Below are 20,531 nucleotides of genomic sequence, written 5' to 3'. Positions count from 1 at the left end.
GCCATCTTAACTTGCTCGCCAGTTTTCTTGGCGCATCTTCACACGCTGCCAAAGAGCGGGGTTCTGTTGAGTAACGCGCGTAAAGCACGACGCGCTTGGGGGCATGCATAATGGCCGATCTCCCTGGTTTGAATCGCAGTCACCATGGTAGAGATTGAGTATGGGATTCGGGGTTTTCATTCACCGCACAGATTCGATCTACGACGACAGCCCGGCTGCGCAATATCAGTTTCCGAGCCAGTATCTCGGACGTGTCCAGGCCTGCCTCGGAGACTGGATCATCTATTACGAGCCCCGAAAGGTGGCGGCGACGCGAGGATATTTTGCGGTGGCCAAAGTAGCGCAGGTCATCCCGGATGCCAAAGCTACGGGAATGTATCTGGCTCTGATTGAACCCGGCAGCTACTTTGATTTCGTCAACGCTGTTCCATTCAGCGGGCCAGAGGGTGTGATCGAGCGCGGGGTGCTCAACGATGCGGGACGGATTTCGGGAAGGGCGCAAGCAGCCGTGCGGCCGATCTCAGCGGTAGACTTCAATCGAATTCTGTCGATTGGTCTGGCCGAGTGTCAGCCAGAGCTTCCGCGATCGGGCGAGGCGACAGATATGCCAACAGGAGCCGGCTTCTCGGACGGCATTCAAGCTCCTTTTATATTATTCGAAGAGGAACGGGTGCGGGTCACACAGCTTTCGTCGCGTATCGTTCGCGATCGGCTGTTTCGCCGATTGATCTTGCAGGCCTACGACAAACGATGCGCGATAACAGGATTGAAGCTGATCAATGGGGGTGGTCGGGCGGAGGTCGATGCGGCCCACATCCGCCCCGTTGAAGCGAACGGCCCTGACATTCTATCGAACGGCATCGCGCTTTCTGGCACCGCTCATTGGATGTTCGATCGCGGCCTTATCGGCTTATCGGATGATCTTGAGGTTCTGGTTTCTCGTCACGCCAATGACCGCGACAGCATCCAAGGTCTGATCAACAAGACCGGAAGAGTGATCGTGCCGGTTGGTACTCACGCGCGCCCGCATCCACAGTTTCTACAATGGCATCGTGAAAATACGTTCAAACAATAGCATGTCGTTAATTCAGATCATTTCAAGAACGCTGATCCGCGACCTTCATTTTCCAACCCCTTCCGAAGGGTTCACCATCCTAGATCAAGCCGAGCTTTCCTATGGACTTCTTTATTTGCCCGATCGCGAAACATCCGGCGGCTGAACGTGGTATAGTAGGTTGCGGCACGATCAGGTGCCCGTGGAGATGGTCATAACCAAATTCGCACTTTACGTTCCGCTTGAAGCAAAACCCGGCAAGGAACAGGAGGTCGCCGATTTCTTGAGATCAGCCATACCTCTCGTCAACGCGGAGCCGAGCACGATATCCTGGTATGCGATACAGGAGGGCCCAAGCTCGTTCGCAATCTTCGATACGTTCGACGTTGAGGACGGAAGGGATGCCCACCTAAATGGCCAGATCGCTGCGGCTTTGATGGCGAAGGCCGCCGAAGGCGACTTATTCGCCAAGCCACCACAGATCCACAAGTTATCCATTATCGCCGATAAGCGGTCGTAAGTGTCGGGCTGTTGTCGTGGTCATTCGTGGCGGCTCTTTTCTTCGCCGGAGAAGGCAGAAAGATTGAGCGCCCTAGCCGATCCCCTTCAACTCAGTCTGAAGCGCTATTGCCCGATGCTGCTCGCGGCAGCGTCGTTGAGAAGAGTGGTCAATGCTGTGACAAGCTGGGCATGGACGAAGGGCTTCTGAAGCAGAACGCTATTGGGAACGCCTTGAGCTGCCCATTCCTTTGCGCTGTCCCCGGTCATATAGATCACTGGCATGAGCGGCTGCATTTCACGCGCCCGGCGAGCCAAATCCCAACCGTCTGTTTCTCCTGGCATCCTTACGTCGGTTATCAGGGCGCAAAAGCGAGCCGAATCCTCTTCCAAAGCACGGATCGCATCGTCCGCGTTCGAAACGGCGAGGTGCTCGAAGCCAGCTTCCGTCAAGACATCTTCAAGAGTTGCTTGAATTAGAAATTCATCTTCAGCGATAAGAACGAGCAGCTTGCTACCGTCTCCGCGGATGATTTTCTCAGATGTCCCGGCGGAATCATCGGCCATGAGCACGTCCTGCATTTGGCAGGCGGGAGCTTTCAGCCCTCAGCCGCCAACGCCTACGGATTCGTTTGCTGACGATAATTGACACATAGAGCATTGCGATGATTTGTCCATCCTCGCCGTATGCGTGAAATATGCCCGAAACCTAGCCCTATCGGGTGATAGGGGTTCTATCGAGCGTCTCCTTCCATAAAAAGGTTGAACTGCCAGGACACCATGATCTATATCACGGCATGATATTGTTGTGATCGGAGCTCGACCTCATCGTGTCAAATCAAATCAATCCTCGATGCCTGCCGAGCGACCAGGTCCTTGCGGACCGCCTGGGTCTGTCGATCAAAGAATTCCAGCGCTACCGTCTGCAGAACCTCATTTCGGTATCCACGACCTCCGCGACCGCGAGCGACGGGCTCCTGGTCACCTGCCAGCTTGGGAACAGGGTCTGGGAAGGTGTTGTCGTGAATGGAAGCGTCACCTCCGAACGGGTCAGGTTTCTGCGCGGAAAGCGGGCGGGCAGTTCACCTTCCACGGTGCGTCGTGAACCTTGATCCGAGTTGAAGAAGGAAAACAATAAGAAGCTTGTCGGTCTCCTGGTCGCTTTATCGATTCCCTTCACCGCCCACGCTGCGGCCAGAATGGTCTACCGGGCTGGCGACTGGGGCGTCTACTCCTTCAAAAGAGACGGAAAGCTCGTGTGCTACGCGCTGTCGGCTCCCAAACAATCCAGACCTTCTGACGTCGATCACGGGAAGAACTACTTTCTGATTGCTCCAGCGGCAAATGGCGGCGGCAACGAGCCAGAGGCGGTCCTCGGCTACACAGTGCAGGCCGGCTCGCTGGTGCATGTTTCAGTTGGCGAGAAGAAGTTCAAGATGTTCGTAAAGGGAAATACCGCTTGGGTCGCGGAGGCGGTGCGGGAACCTGAATTCATCAATGCGCTTCGATCCGGAAGCCGGATGACCTTACAGGCGACGTCGGCGAGAGGAACGCGTACCAGCTACGACTATTCGCTGTCAGGGGTAACGGCAGCTTTGGAGCGAGTCGCTCGCTGCAAGTGAAGCGGCGCTCACCCGATTCCGAACGCCGCTTTGTTATCGGGCGTCGCGAGTTCTCGAAGACGGTGCGACGGGGTTCGCCCCTTGCCCGAAAGCAGCAAGTCCAGTTCGTGCGTCGAATTCCCAAACCTCTGCAGAAGGCGCTCCGCTTCGTGTCGGCTGATGCCGTAGCGTCGCCGCAGGCCTCCAACATCGTATCTGGGTTCGGTCTCGGTTTCGTTCACCGATCGGTAAGGTGTGCTTTCGTGTTGGGAACGCTGCATGATCAAAACTCCTTCCAAGGAGTAATGGACCCGACGCCCTGCGATTCCAAGCGCTGTAGAATATATCATGTGATGATCAAAACGGCGATCAGATATGAAGGACGACGTAGATCGCGACGCCCCAGATTCGGTTAGTTCGAGGTCTGGATAGCTGCAGCTTCGGACACTTCGGAGGGGGGCTCGCCGGGGATCGATGCGATGGCGAACATGACTGCGACATAGCTCGCAAATACAGCCGAAAGGATGGCGCTCTTAGTCCATAATGTCAATCCTGAATGCAGGATGAACGACTTGGGAGGGGGATGGTTGTGGAACGGGTTCCAATCGTGGAGGATGACGCACTGATCGCGACAGATGTTCAAGATATCGTTGCCAGTTCCGGCTACGACGTCGTGGGCATTGCCGATAGTTTCGAGAGCGCGCAGCGGCTCGCCCCGTTCGCAACCATTGCCTTGGTTGACGTAAACCTTCGCGACGGGGCCACCGGGCCGAGGATTGCGCAGTATCTCGCGAACGACTTTGGCGTCGCGGTGGTCATGGTCACCGCCAATCCCGAAATGATCGTTGCCGATCTGTCGAAAGTGATCGGTCTGATATCGAAACCCGCGCAGCCGAAACTGATCGGCAGCGTCCTCGAATACGTGAGGACAATCCGCGAGGGAGGGCGCGGCTCGCCTCCGGAAGGAATGCGTGTCTTCGCGTAAACGACGGGGGCGACACCATGATCGAAAGACGGGCCGAACTTGGTCTGTGGGTGGGACGGCTGGAAACCATTCTGATCGAGCGGGGAGTGCTGAATCAGGACGGCGAGGTCGCCTGCGACGCAGGATCTCGCTTCGCCAGGGACGTCGAGGAGGCGCTGGACGGTTTCATCGAAAACCCGGTCGAGCTCGTCGGTCTCCTCAAGATCTGCCGCGACGCCCGCGATGGAAGGCCATTGTCTCCCGCAGTTCTGATGGCGGCACATCTCATGACAAAGGAGATACTGCTGGTGCTGCAGGAGGCCAGAGGCGCCGAGAGCTAAGGCTGTTTCAAAGAAATGGCCCGCCCGAAATCATTTCGGACGGGCCTCGCGCCAACCAGGTATCTCATCACGCCTGGTCGAAGCCTAACTGTCGGTTACTGGCGCATCTCCTCCCGATCGCGGCAGTTCCTTCATCTTGACGAGCTGGTCAGCGCAGGTGTCGGCCGCATTTGTGACGGTTCCGTCGATGCCCGCGACCGTCGCCCAGCCGCCTTCGGTGATGAAATCGTCGCGCTGCCACGAGGACTTCGCCTGCAGGGCCTTCAGGTTTTCCTGTGCATCGCTCGCGCTCACGAAGTTATGGACGCAGATGCTTGCGACCAGATCAGCTTTCGCGTCGCGGACGGCAATCTCGGTCATGACGTTAGCCCTGCCTGATGTCGTCCAGCCGCCCCAGGTGAAGCCGAGCACCATCGTCAAGGCGGAGGCGCCAACAATCGACCAACCCCAAAGTGTCTTGGAAGGCCGGTATGCCGACCAGCCACTTTCGCCGTTTTGCATAGCTGTTCTCCTCTGGTTTATATCATGACATGATACAAAATCAGGTTGAGAGGTCAAGGACGCTATGATCAAAAAATAGTGACGCCGGTCAAGCGAGCTCAGTCACCTGTCGCAGTCGCGAGAGGGATTCCGCCAATAGTGGCTCGTTCTCGAGCATGCCTTCGACATGGATTTTCGCCAGAGCTCCAAGAATGGTCTCGCCCTTCGCCGTCATGCCGATCAGCACGCTTCGCTTGTCGTCTTCCGCAGGGATGCGCTCCGCAAGACCTGCCGAACACATGCGGTCAACGAGCTGGACCGCGCCGTGGTGGTGCATCAGCATCTGTTCCGCGAGATCGCGAACCTTGATCTGCCGGCCGGGCGCCGTCCGGACGACGAGAAGAACCTGATATTGATGAGAGGTCACGCCAGCCTCGGCGAGCGCCGCCTCACTGAACGACAGGAATCGCCGCATCGCGAGCCGGAATCCTGCGAGGCCATCAAAGACTTCGTCAGCCAGGCCGGAATTCCGGCGTCCCGATCGAGGCATTCTTTAGTCCTTCCAAAATATCATGATGTGATATAAATAACGAACCACGCTAGGAGAACGGTTCGCGAGTGCGGCCGATGCGGGAGACGGTGCAAAAGCACCGGCGTCGGCTGATCACTCGCGGACCATATTCTCCTGATGCTGGCAAAAAGACTGTGCCTATTTCGTGACGCAGCGAGAAAATTACATCGTGTTTGGTAATCGCAGGCCCGCAACGCAGCCATATGAGACCAATCGTTTCGGCGTACGTCTCGAAGGGGATGGCACGCGGACGGTGTTCGACATCTTCACCGGCTGGCCAGCGGATTACGACGGACGGTTTCTCGACGGACTGGAGCAGGGCGTCGCCGATAGCCTTTGCGCGGTCGTAAACGCGTTGGACAAGAACCGCCGCAGGACGCCGAGCCGCCGAGGCGATTCTTTCTAGCTCGATTTCAGACCCGAAGCGTTCGCGCGATTGCCTTTCCATGCCCTGAAGCTATTTGACCTTGTCTAGAAGAAGGGGACACCATGAGCTCGCGCTTGATTTGGTCGATATCGGTTCTGGCGCGGCGGATCTGGTTCAGGGCGACGCTGTTCTCCCTCGCGGCAGTTGCAACCGCCCTCCTGGCGATCGTCGTCACACCCTATATTCCGGCGGACCTGTCGACGAAGATTGGCGCGGATTCTGTCGACAACATCCTTGGCATCATCGCCTCGAGCATGCTCACCGTCACGACTTTCTCCCTGAGTACGATGGTCTCGGCCTATTCCGCAGCGACAACCAACGTCACGCCTCGCGCAACCCGGCTCGTCATGGAGGACAGCACGACACAGAACGTGCTGGCGACCTTCGTCGGCTCGTTCCTGTTCAGCCTTGTCGGCATTATCGCGCTGACGACCGGCGCTTATGGCGAGCAGGGCCGGCTGGTGCTCTTCGTTGTTACGATCGCCGTCATCGTGCTCATCGTGGTGACTCTGTTGAGATGGATCGACCACCTGTCCAGGCTGGGCCGGGTGACAGAGACGACCCGCCGTGTGGAGGAGGCGACGCTCGACGCCGTCAAGGCCTGGCGGAAATCCCCGAACCTCGGTGGAAGGGCGCTCGAACGAGATAGTCGTGAGCCACGGACCGACGACACACCGTTTTTCGCAGACGAGATCGGCTACGTGCAGCACGTGGATGCAGAGGCGCTCGCAAAGATCGCCGACGAGAGCAAGTGCGAGCTGGTCATCGTGGCGATACCTGGCAAGCTGGCCTCGCCCGTCCAGCCGCTTGGATGGCTGCGAGGAGCCGTCGGCGAGGATGTTCTGGATCGGGCCGGTGCCTGCTTTTCGATCGGCGACGTCCGCTCCTTCGATCAAGACCCGCGGTTCGGAGCGTCGGTATTGACTGAGATCGCGTCGCGCGCTTTGTCTCCTGCCGTCAACGATCCGGGAACCGCCATTGACGTCATCTCGCGCGCGATGCGGATCCTATGCGCGTGGCATGACGCGAACAGCGAGGCACCTGACGAGATCCTCTATCCCCGGCTCCATGTTGCGACGCTTTCGGCCGCCGACCTGTTTGACGACCTGTTCACCCCAATCGCCCGCGACGGCGCGGGCCTTGTCGAAGTCGGACTCCGACTTCAAAAGACCCTCGCAATGCTATCGAAACTCAGCGAGGAGTTCCACGCGAACGCCGTGCGACATTCGAAGGAGGCACTCGATCGTGCGGCCGCGGTATTGCGGATCGAGGCCGACATGGAGAGACTGCAGGCCGCTGCCGCCGCCATCACAGCTGACCACAAGCTAAGTTGAGTGGTAGAGCGAGGAGATTTGATAAGACTGGAGAGCGAGGAGGGACCACGCACTCTCAATGGGGAACTTCAGTGGTTGCGCTACTAGGCAGTAGAGTCTGAAGACCACGTCCGCGAAATGCTTGTACTGCCGCGCTCCACTCAACAAGGTCTGCTATTGATCGGAAGACGATCTCGCCACGCTGCGGACAGGGACCCGCGTCGGGTTGGCGTCATAAAGATTAACGCGTCGTCCTCTGCGATGGTTGACTGACTGACGGGTGTCTTGCGGACTTGCCCGCTTTGATCGCCGTCACCTCCTGTAGCCTCGTTTAAGGGGTCCAGGGAACAAGTTCTCCGAGCCTCGCTGGCCAAAGCCCGAGATCGTCCTTCACCGCAATTGGCAATGCGTCTCTCTGCTTTACCAGCAAGGCTTGGTGGATAGCCACTTCGAGTGGCTCCGCTTGGCTTGGATGAGATTGGCCTCTGAGCGCCAGTTCGCCAGTGATCCCGGCTTTGTCGCCAGCAACAATGATTACGTGCCCTGGATAGCTCAAGGCGGTTTCATTATCCACCAGGTCGAATTTCTGCATCTGTTTCCCCATTTCCCATGTTTTCGGCGTCTGTCGAGCCTTCCGAGAGAACCTCGGACCGCACCTCCTCAATGGTTCGTCCAGCCCCTCGGAGCCTGACGATCCTAGCAATTGTGGCATAGGCCTTCGGATCGCCTTGGTTGACTGACCAACGCCTGCACCACTCGTCAAGAAGAATGCTCACAGCCACAAGCTCATAGGCGTCGATCGGGGCGTCTGGAGGCCGACGGAAGGCAGGTCTTACGAACCCGATGAGCTTCAGGGCTACCGCGGTGGCTGAGAATATCATACCATGATATTAATCATTTCTTGACCTGAGGAAAATGACAATACCGCGAGCGGCCCGCGCTGCGTGGTCAAGCGGAGCTGGGCGGCAATCAAGAACTCTTTGGAATGTCAGTCTCCGCTGGGCAGCTCGAAGGCCACCCATCGCATTCGACTTTCCTCGTAGACACATTGCGTCGGAACCAAGCACGACGGCTCTTCAAAGCATCCCAAGGCGACCGCGAGGAGATTCTCCCGGAATTCCGGCATCCAATAGACCGTCGACCCGCAGTCCGGACAGAACCTAAATTCGATCGATCTCCCGCTGTCACCCGACCTTATGTAACTGTTCGAGGCTCCGGAAACCGCCACCTTTTTCCGATCGAAGAAGACCGCCACTCCAAATGCGCTGCCCGTGCGGCGCTGGCATGCCCGGCAGTGGCAAACGGAGACCTTAACTGGGTCTCCCTCGGCCGTGATCGAAAGCTGGCCGCAGGAACAACTGGCTTCTCGTTTCACTGTCTCCATGGTGCGCTCCTCCATATGAGCCTGCGTCGCTCCCGAAGGCATTGCGAACGCTATTTCGAGGTCTGTCGCCGCCGGTGCTTGTCGAGTGCATTCATGACGATGCAAAGGGACTTCGATCCGTCCTCGTCCATCAGTGTCGTCGGACGTCCGTGGTAGTCCGCCGCAAACCCGGTGAACAGATCGAAGATCGTCCAGGAGCCGTCATGTTCGCGGCGAGTAGAATACCGGTCAGTGGAATAGTCCCGCATCATCATGGGCTGTCTGTGTCAGGTTCGAGTTGGTTCCGGTTCTTTATCCGCGGCACGCCGCGCCCGGATCGCCGCCGCGACAAAAACGCGTGACAGGCCATGATAGAGCGGCTCGCGCGAGAGTACACGCGAGGTGACATAGCCGATCATCGAGACCGCCATGATCGGGATGACGGCCTGGTGGTCGCCGGTCATTTCCAGGATGATTACGAAGGCCGTCATCGGCGCCTGCACCACACCAGCGAAGTACCCAGCCATGCCGAGGATCGCCGCAAGGGCGATGCTGGTGCCGAGCAGAGAGCCGACGGTGCTGCCGAACCCGGCGCCGACCGCAAGAGACGGCGCGAATATGCCGCCTGGGATGCCTGACAGCATCGACAGGAAGCTGGCTGCAAGCTTCTCGACAAAGAACAGCAGCGGAAGAGCGTTGCCTTCGACCGCACCGCGCGCCTGGTCGTAACCGGTGCCGAAGGTCGTGCCGCCGGATGCGATGCCAATCACGGCGATTGCCAGTCCGCAGACGCCTGCGAGCGCTAACATCCGTTTCAGCGGATGCGGTTGCGCCCACCGGCGAATCTTCTGGCCGAAATGCAGCGCAAAGCCGCTGAAGGCCGCCCCAAGAGCACCGCCGCCAACGCCGCAGATCAGCACAAGTCCCCAGTCGCGAAGCTCGGTCGGCGCAGCAGACGCCATGCCGAAATAATTGTAGCTGCCGGAAAGCCCGAGTGCTGCCAGACCAGACAGGATGACAGCGGTCAGCACTAGCCCGTTAGCTCGCGATTCATAGGTCCGGCTCATCTCTTCGATGGCAAAGACGATACCGGCGAGCGGCGTGTTGAAGGCGGCGGCGATACCGGCTGCAGAACCGGCAAGGATCAGTCCGCGCGCCTGCGCCATGCCGCCGAAGCGGGCGACCGCCAGCATGATCGACGCGCCGACCTGCACCGTCGGCCCCTCGCGGCCGATCGAGGCGCCGGAAAACAATCCGAGCACCGTCAGCACAATCTTGCCGAAGGCGATTTTCAGCGATAGCAGCCGCGTTCGGTCTTCGGTATCGTGCAAGTGCCGGGCGGCAATCGCCTGCGGAATGCCGCTGCCGCCCGAGTTTGGAAACAGGGTTGCGGCGAGATAGGCTGATAGGATGAAGCCGGCGGGCGTCAGCACCAGGGGCAGGAGAAATGTCCATTCACCTGCGGAGGTGAGGGTTTCGAATGCATGTTGCGCCAGATCAGCGAGCTTGGCGAACCCGACGCTGATCACGCCGATCGCGAGCGCCCCACACCAGAATACCAGCCGTGGTTTCCAGAGCGAAAACGAACCCCAGATCACGCGGGAGCGGCGAAAGAGCTTGGAATAGCGGTAACGGCTTGGCATGACGGACTCGATACGTGCGCAGGTTATGAAGCCTTCTAACGCCAAAGGTGCCTGAAAATCACCCCCCAACAATTGAAAAGGCGCAGGATCTGGCTAGGATCGCGCGTCCCGGACCACGGAGGACGCTATGGTCAGCGCATTCGAAGGGGGATCGCCATCCCTTGGGCCAGACGTCGTTTCGATGATGTAGACCCTGGTGAAGAACTACTGCCTGACGAAGGCGATCGATCCGGCAGCGAGGAAGGGCGGGACGTCGCGCGCGAGTTGCTGAAGTGGCTTCAGATCGGCGTGACCGATAGGAGCAAACTAAAAGAACTGCTCGCGTCCCGGACGTGACGCCGATCGAACCTTGTGACGTCTGCGGGTCTACGCCAGTGGTCTTCTCCGGGCCGACGCCACCAGAACGGCGGCCCCGGCCACGCCCGAGGCGAGCGAGCCCGCAAGGATCCCGATCTTCACATGATCCTGAGATGACGCATCCGGGAAGGCCAGCAGTCCGATGAACAGGCTCATCGTGAAGCCAATGCCGCAGAGCAGCGATACGCCCGTCATCTGAGGCCAGGTGGCTCGCGCAGGTAGGTGCGCCAACCCGGACTTGACCAGAAGCGCGACCGTTCCAAGCACACCCGCAAGCTTCCCGAAGAACAGGCCGGCAGCAACGCCAATGGTCACTGGCTCCGCCAGCACGCTTGCCGACGCGCCCGCGAAGGAGACGCCGGCATTGGCAAAACCGAAAACCGGAACGATGAAGAAAGCCACCGGCTTCTGGAGTGCGTGCTCCAGTTTGTGGAGCGGAGAGTCCTCGTGCGAAGCTTCGGGCGCGCCGGGGGTGACTTTCAACGGAATGGCAAGCGCCAGGACGACGCCCGCGAGCGTGGCGTGAATCCCGGACAGGAAGACGGCTATCCACAGAAGAACCCCGAGCCCGAGATAGGCCCAGATGTTCTTCACGCCGGACCGGTTCAGGATCATCAGGTTCCCGATCAAGACGGCTGCGACGGCAAATGCAAGGAAGTTGATGTTTGCAGTGTAGAAAATGGCGATGACGACCACCGCGCCGAGATCGTCGATGATGGCCAGCGCCGCCAGGAAGATCTTCAAGGAGGCAGGCACCCTGTCGCCGAGAAGGGAGAGGACGCCGAGAGCGAAAGCTATGTCGGTCGCGGTTGGAATCGCCCATCCCCGCAAGGTCGCTGGGTCGGACAGATTTAAGCCGATGTAGATCAGGGCGGGCAGCGCCATTCCGCCCGTCGCGGCGGCGCCCGGAAGGATCCGTCGGCTCCAGCTCGATAGTTGTCCGTCCAGCATCTCGCGCTTGATCTCTAGGCCGACCAGCAGGAAGAATACGCTCATCAGGGCATCATTGATCCAGTGCCGCAGATTGAGCGGGCCCAGGTAGACATGCAGGGCGTGAAAATAAAAGTCGGCGACGGGAGAGTTTGCAACGACGATCGCCAGCGCGGCTACAGCCATGAGGATCAGGCCGCCCGACGCCTCGCTATCTAGAAAGTGACGAAGGGTGGACTTGATGCGGCCTTGGATTTTTTTTGACACGGGTTTGCTCCCTCGACGAAGGTTGATCTCAGTCTCCGTCAATCAGGGGAAACCCCGGCGCACGCAGCACACGCCGGTCTCATCACTAAGGAATGGAGATCGATTTGCCTAGGAAAATCGGCAGGTGCCGCCCGGTCTGACAAAGGCTTGAGGTAGCGTGAAACGTCGTATCTGTTCGATAGCAGCCTGAACCGGGCCGCGCATACGTCTCATCCCATAGAAGTTCGCCAATGCGTCCCTCAGAAATAATCGTCCTTTTCGTCACTGCAATCGCGATCGCAGGATTGCTATACCTGGTCTTTTCCGTCGGCCCCACCATCGCTCCGCCACCCGTGTAGGGATCCTGTTCGAAGGCGGCTAAGAGGTCGAACCATCCCGCGACGCGGGCGCTTCTGGCCGCGAACTGCACCAGGGTGAGCTGTCGGCGATCAGTCGGGCAAAACAGGCGGCCCGATCGGTCGCCTGTCTCGTTTTTAAAACGTCACATCTTGCCCATGCTCTTCATCGCGTTATCCATGTGCATCTTGCAGTCGTCCATCTTCTTGGCCTTCATGGAATCATGGGCCATCACCATTTCCTTGGACGCCATTTCCTTCTTTTCCTTCATCATCGGATCCTTCATGCCATCGACCTGGGCCTGCATCTTCATCATCGATGCATCGTCGCACTTGGCCATCGTCATCGTTTCCGCCGCGAACACCGGCATCGACGATACTGCTGCCAAAGCGATGGCTGCGAGGTTGATTTTCAACATAGTCTTCTCCTCCAAGTGGGCATGATTGCCCGTTTCAGACCGGCTATATCCCGGCGTACCATTCGTAGCCGCGATCTTCCCAGAACCCGCCCTTGCCGCCCCAGAGGCCGGAAAAGCTGTCCTTGATCTCGATTCTCATCAGATATTTCGCGTGCTTGTAACCAAGGTGCCGCTCGACCCGGAGCCGCAGCGGTGCTCCATGCGCAACTTCCAGATCCTTGCCGTTCATCGCATAGGCAAGGATCGTCTGCGGGTGGAAGGCATCGATGAGATCGATGCTTTCGTAGTAGACGCCGCTGCCATCCATCGTCTGCTCGAGCTCGTCGGCACAGTGGAACACCGCATAGCGCGCGCCGGGTTTCAGCCCGACGCTCTGCAGCAATGGCCCGAGCGGCGTGCCCATCCACTTGCCGATGGCGCTCCAACCCTCGACGCAGTCGTGGCGCGTGATCTGCGTGCGCTGCGGCAGCTTCTTGAGATCGGCAAGCGATAGGTCGACAGGGCGCTCCACCAGTCCGTCGATCTTCAGCCGCCAGTCGGCAAAGCCGTTCTCGGTCATCCGCACATAGTCTTCGCTGTCGGGTGCCGTCGAGCCGTTGGGTTTAAAGACCGGCGAGATATCCGCTTCGGAAAATTCCCGCGCCAACTTGTCCTTGGAAACCAGCAGCCGCTGGCCGCGCATTGTCAGCCGCTCGGCCATCTCGAGAACGTTCTGGACGTTCGAATTCTGGGCGATGTCGTCGCAGCCGGTAAGGCCTATGACGCCGACACTGGCCGCAGAGCCGATCAGCAGGCGGCGGCGTGTGATTGAGAAGGTCATTGGTCGCCTCGCTCTGTTTCGATGGCGTAGCGACCGGTGATCATCGAACGCATATTATTCCAGAGGCCCGACAGGATCACCATCGCCACATGGACAATCACGAAGACCACGATCGACCAGGCGCAGATGAAGTGGATCGACCGCGCCGACTGCCGCCCTCCGAACAGATCGAGCAGGAACGGATAGCCGGCATCGATACCAGGCGACATCGTCAGCCCCGTCGCCAGCATCAGCGGCAGCATCACGAAGATGACGATCAGGTAGGTGAGCTTTTGCAGCGCATTATAATGGCGCGCTTTTTCACCCTTGGGAAAGCGCAGCCGAGCGTGATCGGCGATCTCTTGTTTGAGGTGGCGCGGCGATATCTCCTCGGCGCTCGGCGCCAGATCACGACGAAAATGTCCGCGTGCGAAGCCATAAAGCGCATAGAGCGAGCCGTTGATGACAAACAGCCAGGCAAAGAAGAAATGCCAGCGCCGGCCGGTGGCCAGATCCTGATAGCCGGGAACCGTCGCCCAGGCCGGAAAGCCACGCTCAGTCGCATCGTCGCCGGAACCGGAGACACCGAGAATACCTGTCGTGCTGACCTGCAAACTCCCGATGTTCAACACGCCGCGCGTGCCATTGTCATCGCTGACGGCCGTAATCGACAGCCATGACGGATCGGCATCGGCGCCATATTGCCCCCAATAAAGCGAGGGATGTGCGTTGAAAATCTGCAGCCCGCTCATGAGGAGCAGGCTGAGACAAAGAACGTTGATCCAATGCGTGATGCGCGTCACCAGCGAGTGGCGGCGGATGAAGGTGGTTGTCGGTGCGGTTGGCGGTGTGTCGCTATAGTCGTCGAGTATCGCCATGATCGTTCTCGATGTCCCGGTTGTGTGACCTTCACAAGCAGATACGGAGCCCCGGACGAGTTTGTTACAGCAACGATCAGATTAATTTTGGAGGCACGAACAACGCAGGTCCGCCCACTGGCGATGCGGTCATCTCGCACGTTTGCGCTACGGCGAGCACCAGGGTCACGAAGCCGTGAAGGCTGTAACAAATCCCAAGCAATTGCGAAGCAGATCCAGAGGTAGAACATCTGGGAGAAACGCAATGACGACATCAATCGTATCACCACTGACGATCGCCACGACGATCCTTGGCTTTGCGGCGGCCTTCACCACGCAGGCCTCGGCAGCGTCGACCTCGGCGGAGCGATCGCCCACGGTGGTCGAACTGTTCACCAGTCACGGCTGCTCGTCCTGCCCACCCGCCAATGCCAATCTCGTCAAGCTGAGCAACGACCCCAACGTGCTGGCGTTGAGCTTCTCTGTCACCTACTGGGACTATCTCGGCTGGAAGGACATTTTCGGCAAGCCGGAGTTCACGGCGCGACAGGTCACATATGAACCCGCGCTTGGCCAATCCGGCCCGTTCACACCACAGATGGTCATCAACGGCCATCGGTCGACCGTCGGCTACGAGCTGAAGGACATCCGCAGCACCATAGCCGCTGAGCCGGCCTTCACGGGGCCTGCGATCAAATTTTCTAACAACATGGCCGCGCTCGACGGAACCGAGAAGCAGTCGGCCTCGGCCGATATCTGGCTGGTTCGATATGCACCCGGCACGGTGGAGGTGCCGGTCGCCAGAGGCGAAAATGCCGGAGAGACCTTACCACATGCCCACGTCGTGCACGCTCTTACTCATCTCGGCACCTGGAGTGGCAAGCCATTGAACCTTCCGATCCCTGCCGCAAAGAGCGATCTCAAGCGCGCCATACTCGTGCAGGAACCGAACGGTGGCAGGATCCTGGCTGCAATGACCGACTGACGACACCGACTTGCCGCAATTGCGCGCTGCGCCCGCCGCAGATGTCAGCGGTGGAGGCAACGCGCACGAGACGTTATGTTAATGTCAGTTCCATCCGACCGCTCATGCCGCGACCCACAGTGCCCCGCTCGACAATTCCCAGGCGTCTATATCGACGGACAGGCCTCCGCAAAGTGCTTCGACAGCGATCTCGGTTCCGGCCTCGGCGGACAAGGCCTTGTCGATGGAAATCACGGCTTCGGCTATGCGCTCTCCGTTCGGAAAGAAGGTCGGCGCGGAACTCATGGAGGATACCGAAATCGGTCCGATGGTCATCCAACCATTGAAGATGAAGGGCGTCGAGGAGTTCGGCGACTACAGCACAGTGCTGAGCTTCGGCATGACGACTTTGCCGGGTATGAAGACCTAAATTCGCAGGAAGGCGCATGTGATAATCCAGGAAGCTTTCCGAGCGAACGACGTCGAGTTCGCGCAGTCGATGGTGAATGTCGGCGGCGACGAGAAGGATGGGGGAGCCGCCGCCGCGGTTTCGTTGAATGTTCGACAGGCTGCCGCCATGCCTGAGACTTCAAATTCAGATAATTGAGCTATCTGTCGACCGTTCGATCCCCTTCAAGAACGCGGGATCCGGTCTCAAGGAAGTGAACCGCGACGTCAGCGCTAGGCACTTTGCGGCCATTGAGGTCCGCTGATACAAAAGCAAATGCGATCACAATGACGAGACGGTCATGGGCCTAGCAATCGAACTCAAGCCTGTCCTCGAGCTTCCGGCTGACATCGAGCTTCTTCGGATCGAGGCCTCCACCGCGGGTTTTCGTTTTATGGAGAAACTTGTCAAGGAATGGGAGTCGAAGGCAAATCGGTTCGACAAAAAAGGAGAGATGCTGATTGGTGCTTATCACAATGCACGATTGGTGGCTGTCGGCGGATTGAACATCGACCCTTACGTAGATGATCCAAGTATTGCTCGCCTGCGCCACCTATACGTACTAAAGCCCATCCGCCGACAAGGGGTCGCCTCCAGCATTGCTCGCTATTTGCTGGACACAGCGCGAACATCATTCTCCGGTGTTCGGCTGTTTACCGATACGGCAGAAGCTGCTGCTCTCTATGAGAAGCTCGGTTTTACGCGCGCGAACTGCGTAAATGCCACTCACATCATTAGATTCAGATGACTGCTTGTGGTGCTTGGGTGCCGCCCGCAAGCTTGGCTGCAAATTCTCCCATCTTCCCTCGATCCTCAACGAGGCTGACCTACGCAGTTTCATGGGCAATTCTCAGCGACGGCGGCCACGCTCCTCGGCCTCGTCCTGGAAGCCTGGTGGTTTTGTTTTCACCCAAGTTACAAACTTCTGGATTGTGGGGTCGTCGAGAATAGCGGCGATCGTGGAGAACTTCTTCGCCAACTGTGCGTCCGTGAAGGTTGCGTGTATATGGCTATGACATATTCGGTGCAAAGGGACCTTTACCTTGCCACCTTTGCTCTTGGGAACAAGATGGTGTTCCTGGATCTGGTCGTCCGGTATCGCTCGCTCGCATAGCGAGCAGATGACGGGCTCCACCTCGACATCCCGCGAAGCAACATCGTCTCTGATTTTTCGTGCCATCGAATAAGCATCTTTCTAGCGACAATTTGAATGGGTCCTGTGGCTCGATAGACTATCGCTGTCATTGCGACAACACCAAGCGCGTTCCCAATCGAACGCTGCAGCAGGCCGGCCAACATTGTTGTCTGGCCGACGCTGTTTGAGAAACGTCGCCGTGTGGTGCTTGGATCCTCGATGATGGCGATCAATGGCTAGATTCAGCAGGAAGGGGAGGTGGCGCACCTGGTGGCGCAGCGGCTGTTCGATCTATCCGGCGATCTCTCAGGGCTGGCCGATCGCGACACCGAGTTTAGGCTGCCGACGGGGAGGGGTGATGAGTTTGCCCATGGGGGTGGTCCCGATCCACGCGATGCGCCGAAGCTCGTGGAGATATTGGCGGCGTCCCATTGCGTCGGTTTTCAAAACAACCCGTTAGTAGGGCTGAGGATCACCGAAGAAATCCATCCCGATCGAAGTCTTCCCAACCACGAAGCCCTACCGCGCCCTTGTCGACATCCGCATTTTTCTCGGACTTTGGCTTCTTCCTGAGCGATCGTGCCAGCTTTCTCTGAAAGGCAGCCTTCTCCCGCTTCTCCGCCTTCGCCCCGGCGTCCTCGATCCGCCACTCGTCCACGACCCCACGGTCGAGGAGGTCTTCGACAATCCTGGGATCGAAGACATGGAAGGTGATCTGCCTGGCACGGCCGTTCAACCGCACCGTCCTCGTACCGGCGCTGGGAAGACGCCCGTCCGCGAGCCAGCGATGGCGCTCGGTCGCCTTGATCTCAAGGATTTCCTGGATCTCGCGCGGGATCACCGGCAGGGTCTCGGCCTCCTCCATCACACCTGAGACGATCCCCGCCGCAGCGTTGAACGCAGTCTTGTCGCGGGCGGGCATCGCGAGGGTGATCTCGCTCCCTTCGAGCGTGATCGACTTCTTGGAAATGGTAGGAAGCCGGGCTTGCGTCTCCTGTAGGATGCCTTTCGCTCGGACAGACGATCCCACGGTCGCGGCCGCTGGGAGCGTCCACGTCCTGATCAGTTCGATGTCGATCGTTTCGGTCTTCGGCATGCTCCATAGATGGGATCGTTGTCCGTCTCGGTCAACGAGAGAGGTATTCTTTGTTTGCCGCCGACGCGCGAACACGCACGGAACTAAATGTATTCTCGCAGGTTACCTCTTCGCATTCCAAACTGGATGCCGAAATTGGAGGAACACCATGAAAAAGATCACTTTTATCGCCGCCGCCGCGCTCCTCTCTGCATCCGCCGCCTTCGCTCAGAGCGAGACACCGAAGACGTCGCAGACCACGCCGGCCGTCTCCACTTCCGGTGAGCAAAACCCCGGCGCTCCAGTAGCTGGCAAGAACAGCTTCACCGAGGATCAGGCGAAGTCGCGCATCGAAGTCGCGGGCTACACCGACGTGTCCGGCCTGAAGCTCGACGACCAGGGCGTCTGGCGCGGCATGGGCACCAAGGATGGTAAAGCCGGGAACGTATCTCTGGACTTCCAGGGCAACGTGACGATGGCAAAGTAATCCAAGCGACAACAACGAAAAAAACACGAGGAGACAACCATGCAGACCGTAACAGGACTTTTCGATTCCTACGATGACGCTCGCTCCGCCGTTAAGGCCTTGGAAGATGCTGGCGTGTCCTCCGACGAAATCAGCATCGTCTACTACAAGGACGGTAAGGAAGAGGTCGAAGGGCAGGGCAACAATGCCGCCGAAGGTGCAGGCACGGGTGCAGGCATCGGTGCCGTGGCAGGCGGCGCAGGCGGCCTTCTCACGGGCCTTGGCATGATGGCCATTCCGGGCGTCGGCCCAGTCGTTGCGGCTGGCTGGCTTGCGGCAACGGCGGCAGGTGCGGTTGCGGGTGCAGTCGTCGGCGGCGCGGCCGGTGGTATCGTCGGTGCGATGATCGAATCCGGTGTCCCGGAGAGGGATGCTCACGTCTACGCCGAGGGCATCCGTCGTGGCGGTGCTGTCGTCGCAGCCAAGGTCGAGAGCGACAAGATCACGGCCGCACAGTCGATCCTCGATCGCTCGCGCGCCGTCAATCTCGGCGGGCGCCGTGACGCCTACGTTGCCGAGGGCTGGACGCGCTTCGATGACACCGCTGATCCGTATACCGCAGATCAGATCGCAGCCGAGCGCGGCCGCTACCGTACCGATCCCCGGATCTAAGTTCTAAGTAGATTGCAAGAGCCGCTTCATCGTGAAGCGGCTCTTTTCATGTCTAATGCCTAATGCGCCAGAACAAGTCGACCCCATGCTTAACCGGGATCCGTGGCTTCTTTCCCAGCTTCCATCGAAGAATAGTCCGTATAGCCCTTCTCAGTGCCGCCGAAGAAGGTCGCACGGTCGGCCTCGTTCAGAGGGCTTCCGGTCTTCAGCCGTGCGACGAAATCCGGATTGGCGAGAACCATCTGGCCGTGGGCCTCGAGGTCGGCCAGACCGGCCGCGATGGGCGAGCGAAAGCAGGCGGGTTTGCCGCAGGCGGATTAGGCGAGCCTTGCCAAACGGTTTATCTGGCGATGCGAGCCCATGTTTCCGAGAGAAGTAGCGAGTTCAATGTGGCTCAAAACAGAGCCATATTCGATGCCTCTTCAGAGGCATGGCATGGCGCCGGTGGTGCTTGAGTCTTCTGTTTACGGCGGATTCATTGTCTTTTGAAAAGGGTATTGTGATTAACCGCTTTGAAATCAGTTACGCCAATCATGAGTGCATCGGATCATCGATAGGAGAATGAGCATGATGCTCGACGATATCTCCCCGTTGCTGTACTTCGCTGCGGGCGCCTTTGCATTTTTCCGGTGGGTCGTTATCGACATGAACCGCCATGGATAGCGCATAGACGCATGCACGTTTCCGCCACATCGGAAACTGTAGCCGATCCAATCTCACTGCTACCTATCGAGGACCCTACGAAGCCCTTAGGGGCTGACACGAAGTTGCGGGATATCGCCATTCTCCGCGCGAGCTGATGGTCACCTCTTCTCTCAAGGCGCGGAGGGCAGACAATCGACTGTCATCCGCGCTCCAGCGGGACGTTCTGAAAGTGCGTCGGCGCTCGACCTGCTGAAGTAACCTTCGTCCACTCACCGCCCGGACTGCGCGGGAAACTCAAGCTTTCTGACATCATAGCCGAGTTCGCTCGCCTTGCGGATCATCACCTTCAGTTTTGCTTTCGATGGGATGGCCCGCGCGTAGATCCAGAGGTTCCGCATTTCAGGATCGGCACTAATGAACCACGTTTTGTCGGGGGATTTGTAAAGAACCCAGTAGTTGAACACGATGAAGAAGGGATATCGGACGCGCATCTTGCCATTGCCGTGCCCGAGATCGACGATCCTTCCATCGCCATTGACAGTCTTCAGCCGTCCGCCAGGAGTGCCGACGTGACAACCGTCTTCCACCTGGACCGCGCCTGGCATTTTTCCGGGCTTGTAGGTTGAATAGCCCGCAACACAGCCATCAGTCAGCCACATAGGCCGACGGCCGATCTCGAGCCATGTCCCATGATAATGGTCCATACCCACTGCAATCGGACGCGGCTCGACTGAGGCCGAGAGGGCTGGGCTGGATAAAGACATCCATGCGACCGCCGCGGCAAAACACCAACGAGAAATTTTCTGCATACCAAGCTCCCATTTGTTCACGCTTTTGTTTGATCGGATGGGCTTCAAGTCCGCGATATCCCCGCATAGCGAAGAGCGATAAAGGCCAACAGGCTGGC

General features: G+C 58.7%; 26 protein-coding genes and 3 pseudogenes. 13 read left to right on the top strand and 16 right to left on the bottom strand.

Annotation, left to right across the window (positions count from 1 at the left end; all coding sequences use genetic code 11):
* Positions 1-160: 160 nt before the first annotated feature.
* Positions 161-1,075, top strand: coding sequence for an HNH endonuclease (locus D460_RS0114935; protein WP_018899369.1), 915 nt, complete (start codon positions 161-163; stop codon positions 1,073-1,075).
* A 193-nt stretch (positions 1,076-1,268) separates the two neighbouring features.
* Positions 1,269-1,574: an antibiotic biosynthesis monooxygenase gene (locus D460_RS0114930; RefSeq protein WP_026283158.1), complete on the top strand. Its 306-nt coding sequence runs from the start codon at positions 1,269-1,271 to the stop codon at positions 1,572-1,574.
* A gap of 104 nt (positions 1,575-1,678) precedes the next feature.
* Here the strand turns inward: D460_RS0114930 and D460_RS0114925 are convergent, their stop codons facing one another.
* Entirely contained in the window at positions 1,679-2,119 is a 441-nt protein-coding gene (locus tag D460_RS0114925) for a response regulator (protein ID WP_051110800.1), read from the bottom strand.
* Positions 2,120-2,670: 551 nt separating this feature from the next.
* Between D460_RS0114925 and D460_RS0114920 the strand changes: the two genes are divergently transcribed.
* From D460_RS0114920 to D460_RS0114910, 3 genes are all read left to right on the top strand, one after another.
* Positions 2,671-3,174 (top strand): invasion associated locus B family protein, encoded by a 504-nt coding sequence (locus tag D460_RS0114920; protein ID WP_018899366.1) that lies wholly within the window; start codon positions 2,671-2,673, stop codon positions 3,172-3,174.
* Between the two features lie 535 nt (positions 3,175-3,709).
* Positions 3,710-4,138: a response regulator gene (locus tag D460_RS33065; protein ID WP_348625635.1), complete on the top strand. Its 429-nt coding sequence runs from the start codon at positions 3,710-3,712 to the stop codon at positions 4,136-4,138.
* Positions 4,139-4,155: 17 nt separating this feature from the next.
* Positions 4,156-4,458 (top strand): hypothetical protein, encoded by a 303-nt coding sequence (locus D460_RS0114910; protein ID WP_018899364.1) that lies wholly within the window; start codon positions 4,156-4,158, stop codon positions 4,456-4,458.
* A gap of 84 nt (positions 4,459-4,542) precedes the next feature.
* On the opposite strand, the gene D460_RS0114905 is transcribed toward D460_RS0114910, so the two are convergent.
* Both D460_RS0114905 and D460_RS0114900 read right to left on the bottom strand, forming a co-directional pair.
* Positions 4,543-4,959: a hypothetical protein gene (locus D460_RS0114905; RefSeq protein WP_018899363.1), complete on the bottom strand. Its 417-nt coding sequence runs from the start codon at positions 4,957-4,959 to the stop codon at positions 4,543-4,545.
* Between the two features lie 88 nt (positions 4,960-5,047).
* A complete protein-coding gene (locus D460_RS0114900; protein WP_245267752.1) occupies positions 5,048-5,413 on the bottom strand; it encodes a MarR family transcriptional regulator in 366 nt (121 codons plus the stop codon).
* 265 nt (positions 5,414-5,678) lie between these two features.
* Between D460_RS0114900 and D460_RS33060 the strand changes: the two genes are divergently transcribed.
* Both D460_RS33060 and D460_RS0114890 read left to right on the top strand, forming a co-directional pair.
* A complete protein-coding gene (locus D460_RS33060; protein ID WP_155947754.1) occupies positions 5,679-5,915 on the top strand; it encodes a hypothetical protein in 237 nt (78 codons plus the stop codon).
* An 83-nt stretch (positions 5,916-5,998) separates the two neighbouring features.
* Positions 5,999-7,270: a DUF2254 domain-containing protein gene (locus D460_RS0114890; protein WP_018899360.1), complete on the top strand. Its 1,272-nt coding sequence runs from the start codon at positions 5,999-6,001 to the stop codon at positions 7,268-7,270.
* A 310-nt stretch (positions 7,271-7,580) separates the two neighbouring features.
* Here D460_RS0114890 and D460_RS0114885 read toward each other — a convergent pair whose 3' ends face one another.
* From D460_RS0114885 to D460_RS0114850, 8 genes are all read right to left on the bottom strand, one after another.
* Complete coding sequence (locus D460_RS0114885; protein WP_081619913.1) at positions 7,581-7,841, bottom strand: hypothetical protein; 261 nt, start codon at positions 7,839-7,841, stop codon at positions 7,581-7,583.
* Positions 7,842-8,237: 396 nt separating this feature from the next.
* Entirely contained in the window at positions 8,238-8,624 is a 387-nt protein-coding gene (locus D460_RS0114880) for a GFA family protein (protein ID WP_026283157.1), read from the bottom strand.
* A gap of 59 nt (positions 8,625-8,683) precedes the next feature.
* On the bottom strand, positions 8,684-8,887 hold the full coding sequence (locus tag D460_RS0114875) for a hypothetical protein (RefSeq protein WP_018899357.1): 204 nt from the start codon (positions 8,885-8,887) through the stop codon (positions 8,684-8,686).
* Between the two features lie 12 nt (positions 8,888-8,899).
* The gene (locus D460_RS0114870) at positions 8,900-10,255 is read right to left on the bottom strand and encodes a chloride channel protein (RefSeq protein ID WP_018899356.1); all 1,356 of its coding nucleotides are present in this window, start codon (positions 10,253-10,255) and stop codon (positions 8,900-8,902) included.
* A gap of 366 nt (positions 10,256-10,621) precedes the next feature.
* Entirely contained in the window at positions 10,622-11,809 is a 1,188-nt protein-coding gene (gene nhaA / locus D460_RS0114865) for a Na+/H+ antiporter NhaA (RefSeq protein WP_018899355.1), read from the bottom strand.
* A gap of 481 nt (positions 11,810-12,290) precedes the next feature.
* Positions 12,291-12,563: a hypothetical protein gene (locus D460_RS0114860; RefSeq protein ID WP_018899354.1), complete on the bottom strand. Its 273-nt coding sequence runs from the start codon at positions 12,561-12,563 to the stop codon at positions 12,291-12,293.
* Positions 12,564-12,606: 43 nt separating this feature from the next.
* Positions 12,607-13,383 (bottom strand): molybdopterin-binding protein, encoded by a 777-nt coding sequence (locus tag D460_RS0114855; RefSeq protein WP_018899353.1) that lies wholly within the window; start codon positions 13,381-13,383, stop codon positions 12,607-12,609.
* Positions 13,380-14,240, bottom strand: coding sequence for a cytochrome b/b6 domain-containing protein (locus D460_RS0114850; protein WP_018899352.1), 861 nt, complete (start codon positions 14,238-14,240; stop codon positions 13,380-13,382). The genes D460_RS0114855 and D460_RS0114850 overlap by 4 nt, the downstream gene beginning before the upstream one ends.
* 244 nt (positions 14,241-14,484) lie before the next feature.
* Here D460_RS0114850 and D460_RS0114845 point away from each other — a divergent pair, with 244 nt between their 5' ends.
* A complete protein-coding gene (locus D460_RS0114845) occupies positions 14,485-15,204 on the top strand; it encodes a DUF1223 domain-containing protein (RefSeq protein ID WP_018899351.1) in 720 nt (239 codons plus the stop codon).
* Between the two features lie 102 nt (positions 15,205-15,306).
* On the opposite strand, the gene D460_RS0114840 is transcribed toward D460_RS0114845, so the two are convergent.
* Positions 15,307-15,489 (bottom strand): hypothetical protein, encoded by a 183-nt coding sequence (locus tag D460_RS0114840; protein ID WP_018899350.1) that lies wholly within the window; start codon positions 15,487-15,489, stop codon positions 15,307-15,309.
* Between D460_RS0114840 and D460_RS36750 the strand changes: the two are divergent.
* Positions 15,467-15,790: pseudogene (locus D460_RS36750) on the top strand (mechanosensitive ion channel family protein); the annotation flags it as partial. The gene D460_RS0114840 and the pseudogene D460_RS36750 overlap by 23 nt on opposite strands.
* A 142-nt stretch (positions 15,791-15,932) precedes the next feature.
* Positions 15,933-16,379: a GNAT family N-acetyltransferase gene (locus D460_RS0114825; RefSeq protein WP_018899347.1), complete on the top strand. Its 447-nt coding sequence runs from the start codon at positions 15,933-15,935 to the stop codon at positions 16,377-16,379.
* A gap of 102 nt (positions 16,380-16,481) precedes the next feature.
* Here the strand turns inward: D460_RS0114825 and D460_RS0114820 are convergent, their stop codons facing one another.
* Positions 16,482-16,811, bottom strand: coding sequence for an HNH endonuclease (locus D460_RS0114820; RefSeq protein WP_018899346.1), 330 nt, complete (start codon positions 16,809-16,811; stop codon positions 16,482-16,484).
* A 108-nt stretch (positions 16,812-16,919) separates the two neighbouring features.
* On the opposite strand from D460_RS0114820, the pseudogene D460_RS35100 reads away from it, so the two are divergent.
* Positions 16,920-17,171, top strand: a pseudogene (locus tag D460_RS35100) (hypothetical protein); the annotation flags it as partial.
* Between the two features lie 67 nt (positions 17,172-17,238).
* Here the strand turns inward: D460_RS35100 and D460_RS0114815 are convergent.
* Complete coding sequence (locus tag D460_RS0114815; RefSeq protein ID WP_018899344.1) at positions 17,239-17,862, bottom strand: hypothetical protein; 624 nt, start codon at positions 17,860-17,862, stop codon at positions 17,239-17,241.
* 148 nt (positions 17,863-18,010) lie between these two features.
* Between D460_RS0114815 and D460_RS0114810 the strand changes: the two genes are divergently transcribed.
* Complete coding sequence (locus tag D460_RS0114810; RefSeq protein WP_018899343.1) at positions 18,011-18,328, top strand: hypothetical protein; 318 nt, start codon at positions 18,011-18,013, stop codon at positions 18,326-18,328.
* Positions 18,329-18,367: 39 nt separating this feature from the next.
* The gene (locus D460_RS0114805; RefSeq protein WP_018899342.1) at positions 18,368-18,979 is read left to right on the top strand and encodes a general stress protein; all 612 of its coding nucleotides are present in this window, start codon (positions 18,368-18,370) and stop codon (positions 18,977-18,979) included.
* Between the two features lie 89 nt (positions 18,980-19,068).
* Here the strand turns inward: D460_RS0114805 and D460_RS35095 are convergent.
* Together D460_RS35095 and D460_RS0114790 are read right to left on the bottom strand one after the other, a co-directional pair.
* A pseudogene (locus tag D460_RS35095) lies at positions 19,069-19,266 on the bottom strand (hypothetical protein); the annotation flags it as partial.
* Between the two features lie 627 nt (positions 19,267-19,893).
* On the bottom strand, positions 19,894-20,388 hold the full coding sequence (locus D460_RS0114790) for a lipocalin family protein (protein WP_051110799.1): 495 nt from the start codon (positions 20,386-20,388) through the stop codon (positions 19,894-19,896).
* Positions 20,389-20,531: the final 143 nt, after the last annotated feature.

The organism is Rhizobium sp. 2MFCol3.1 (assembly GCF_000377565.1).
In the GTDB taxonomy this organism is placed as follows: domain Bacteria; phylum Pseudomonadota; class Alphaproteobacteria; order Rhizobiales; family Rhizobiaceae; genus Rhizobium.
This window is presented reverse-complemented; position numbering and strand designations above follow the sequence as displayed.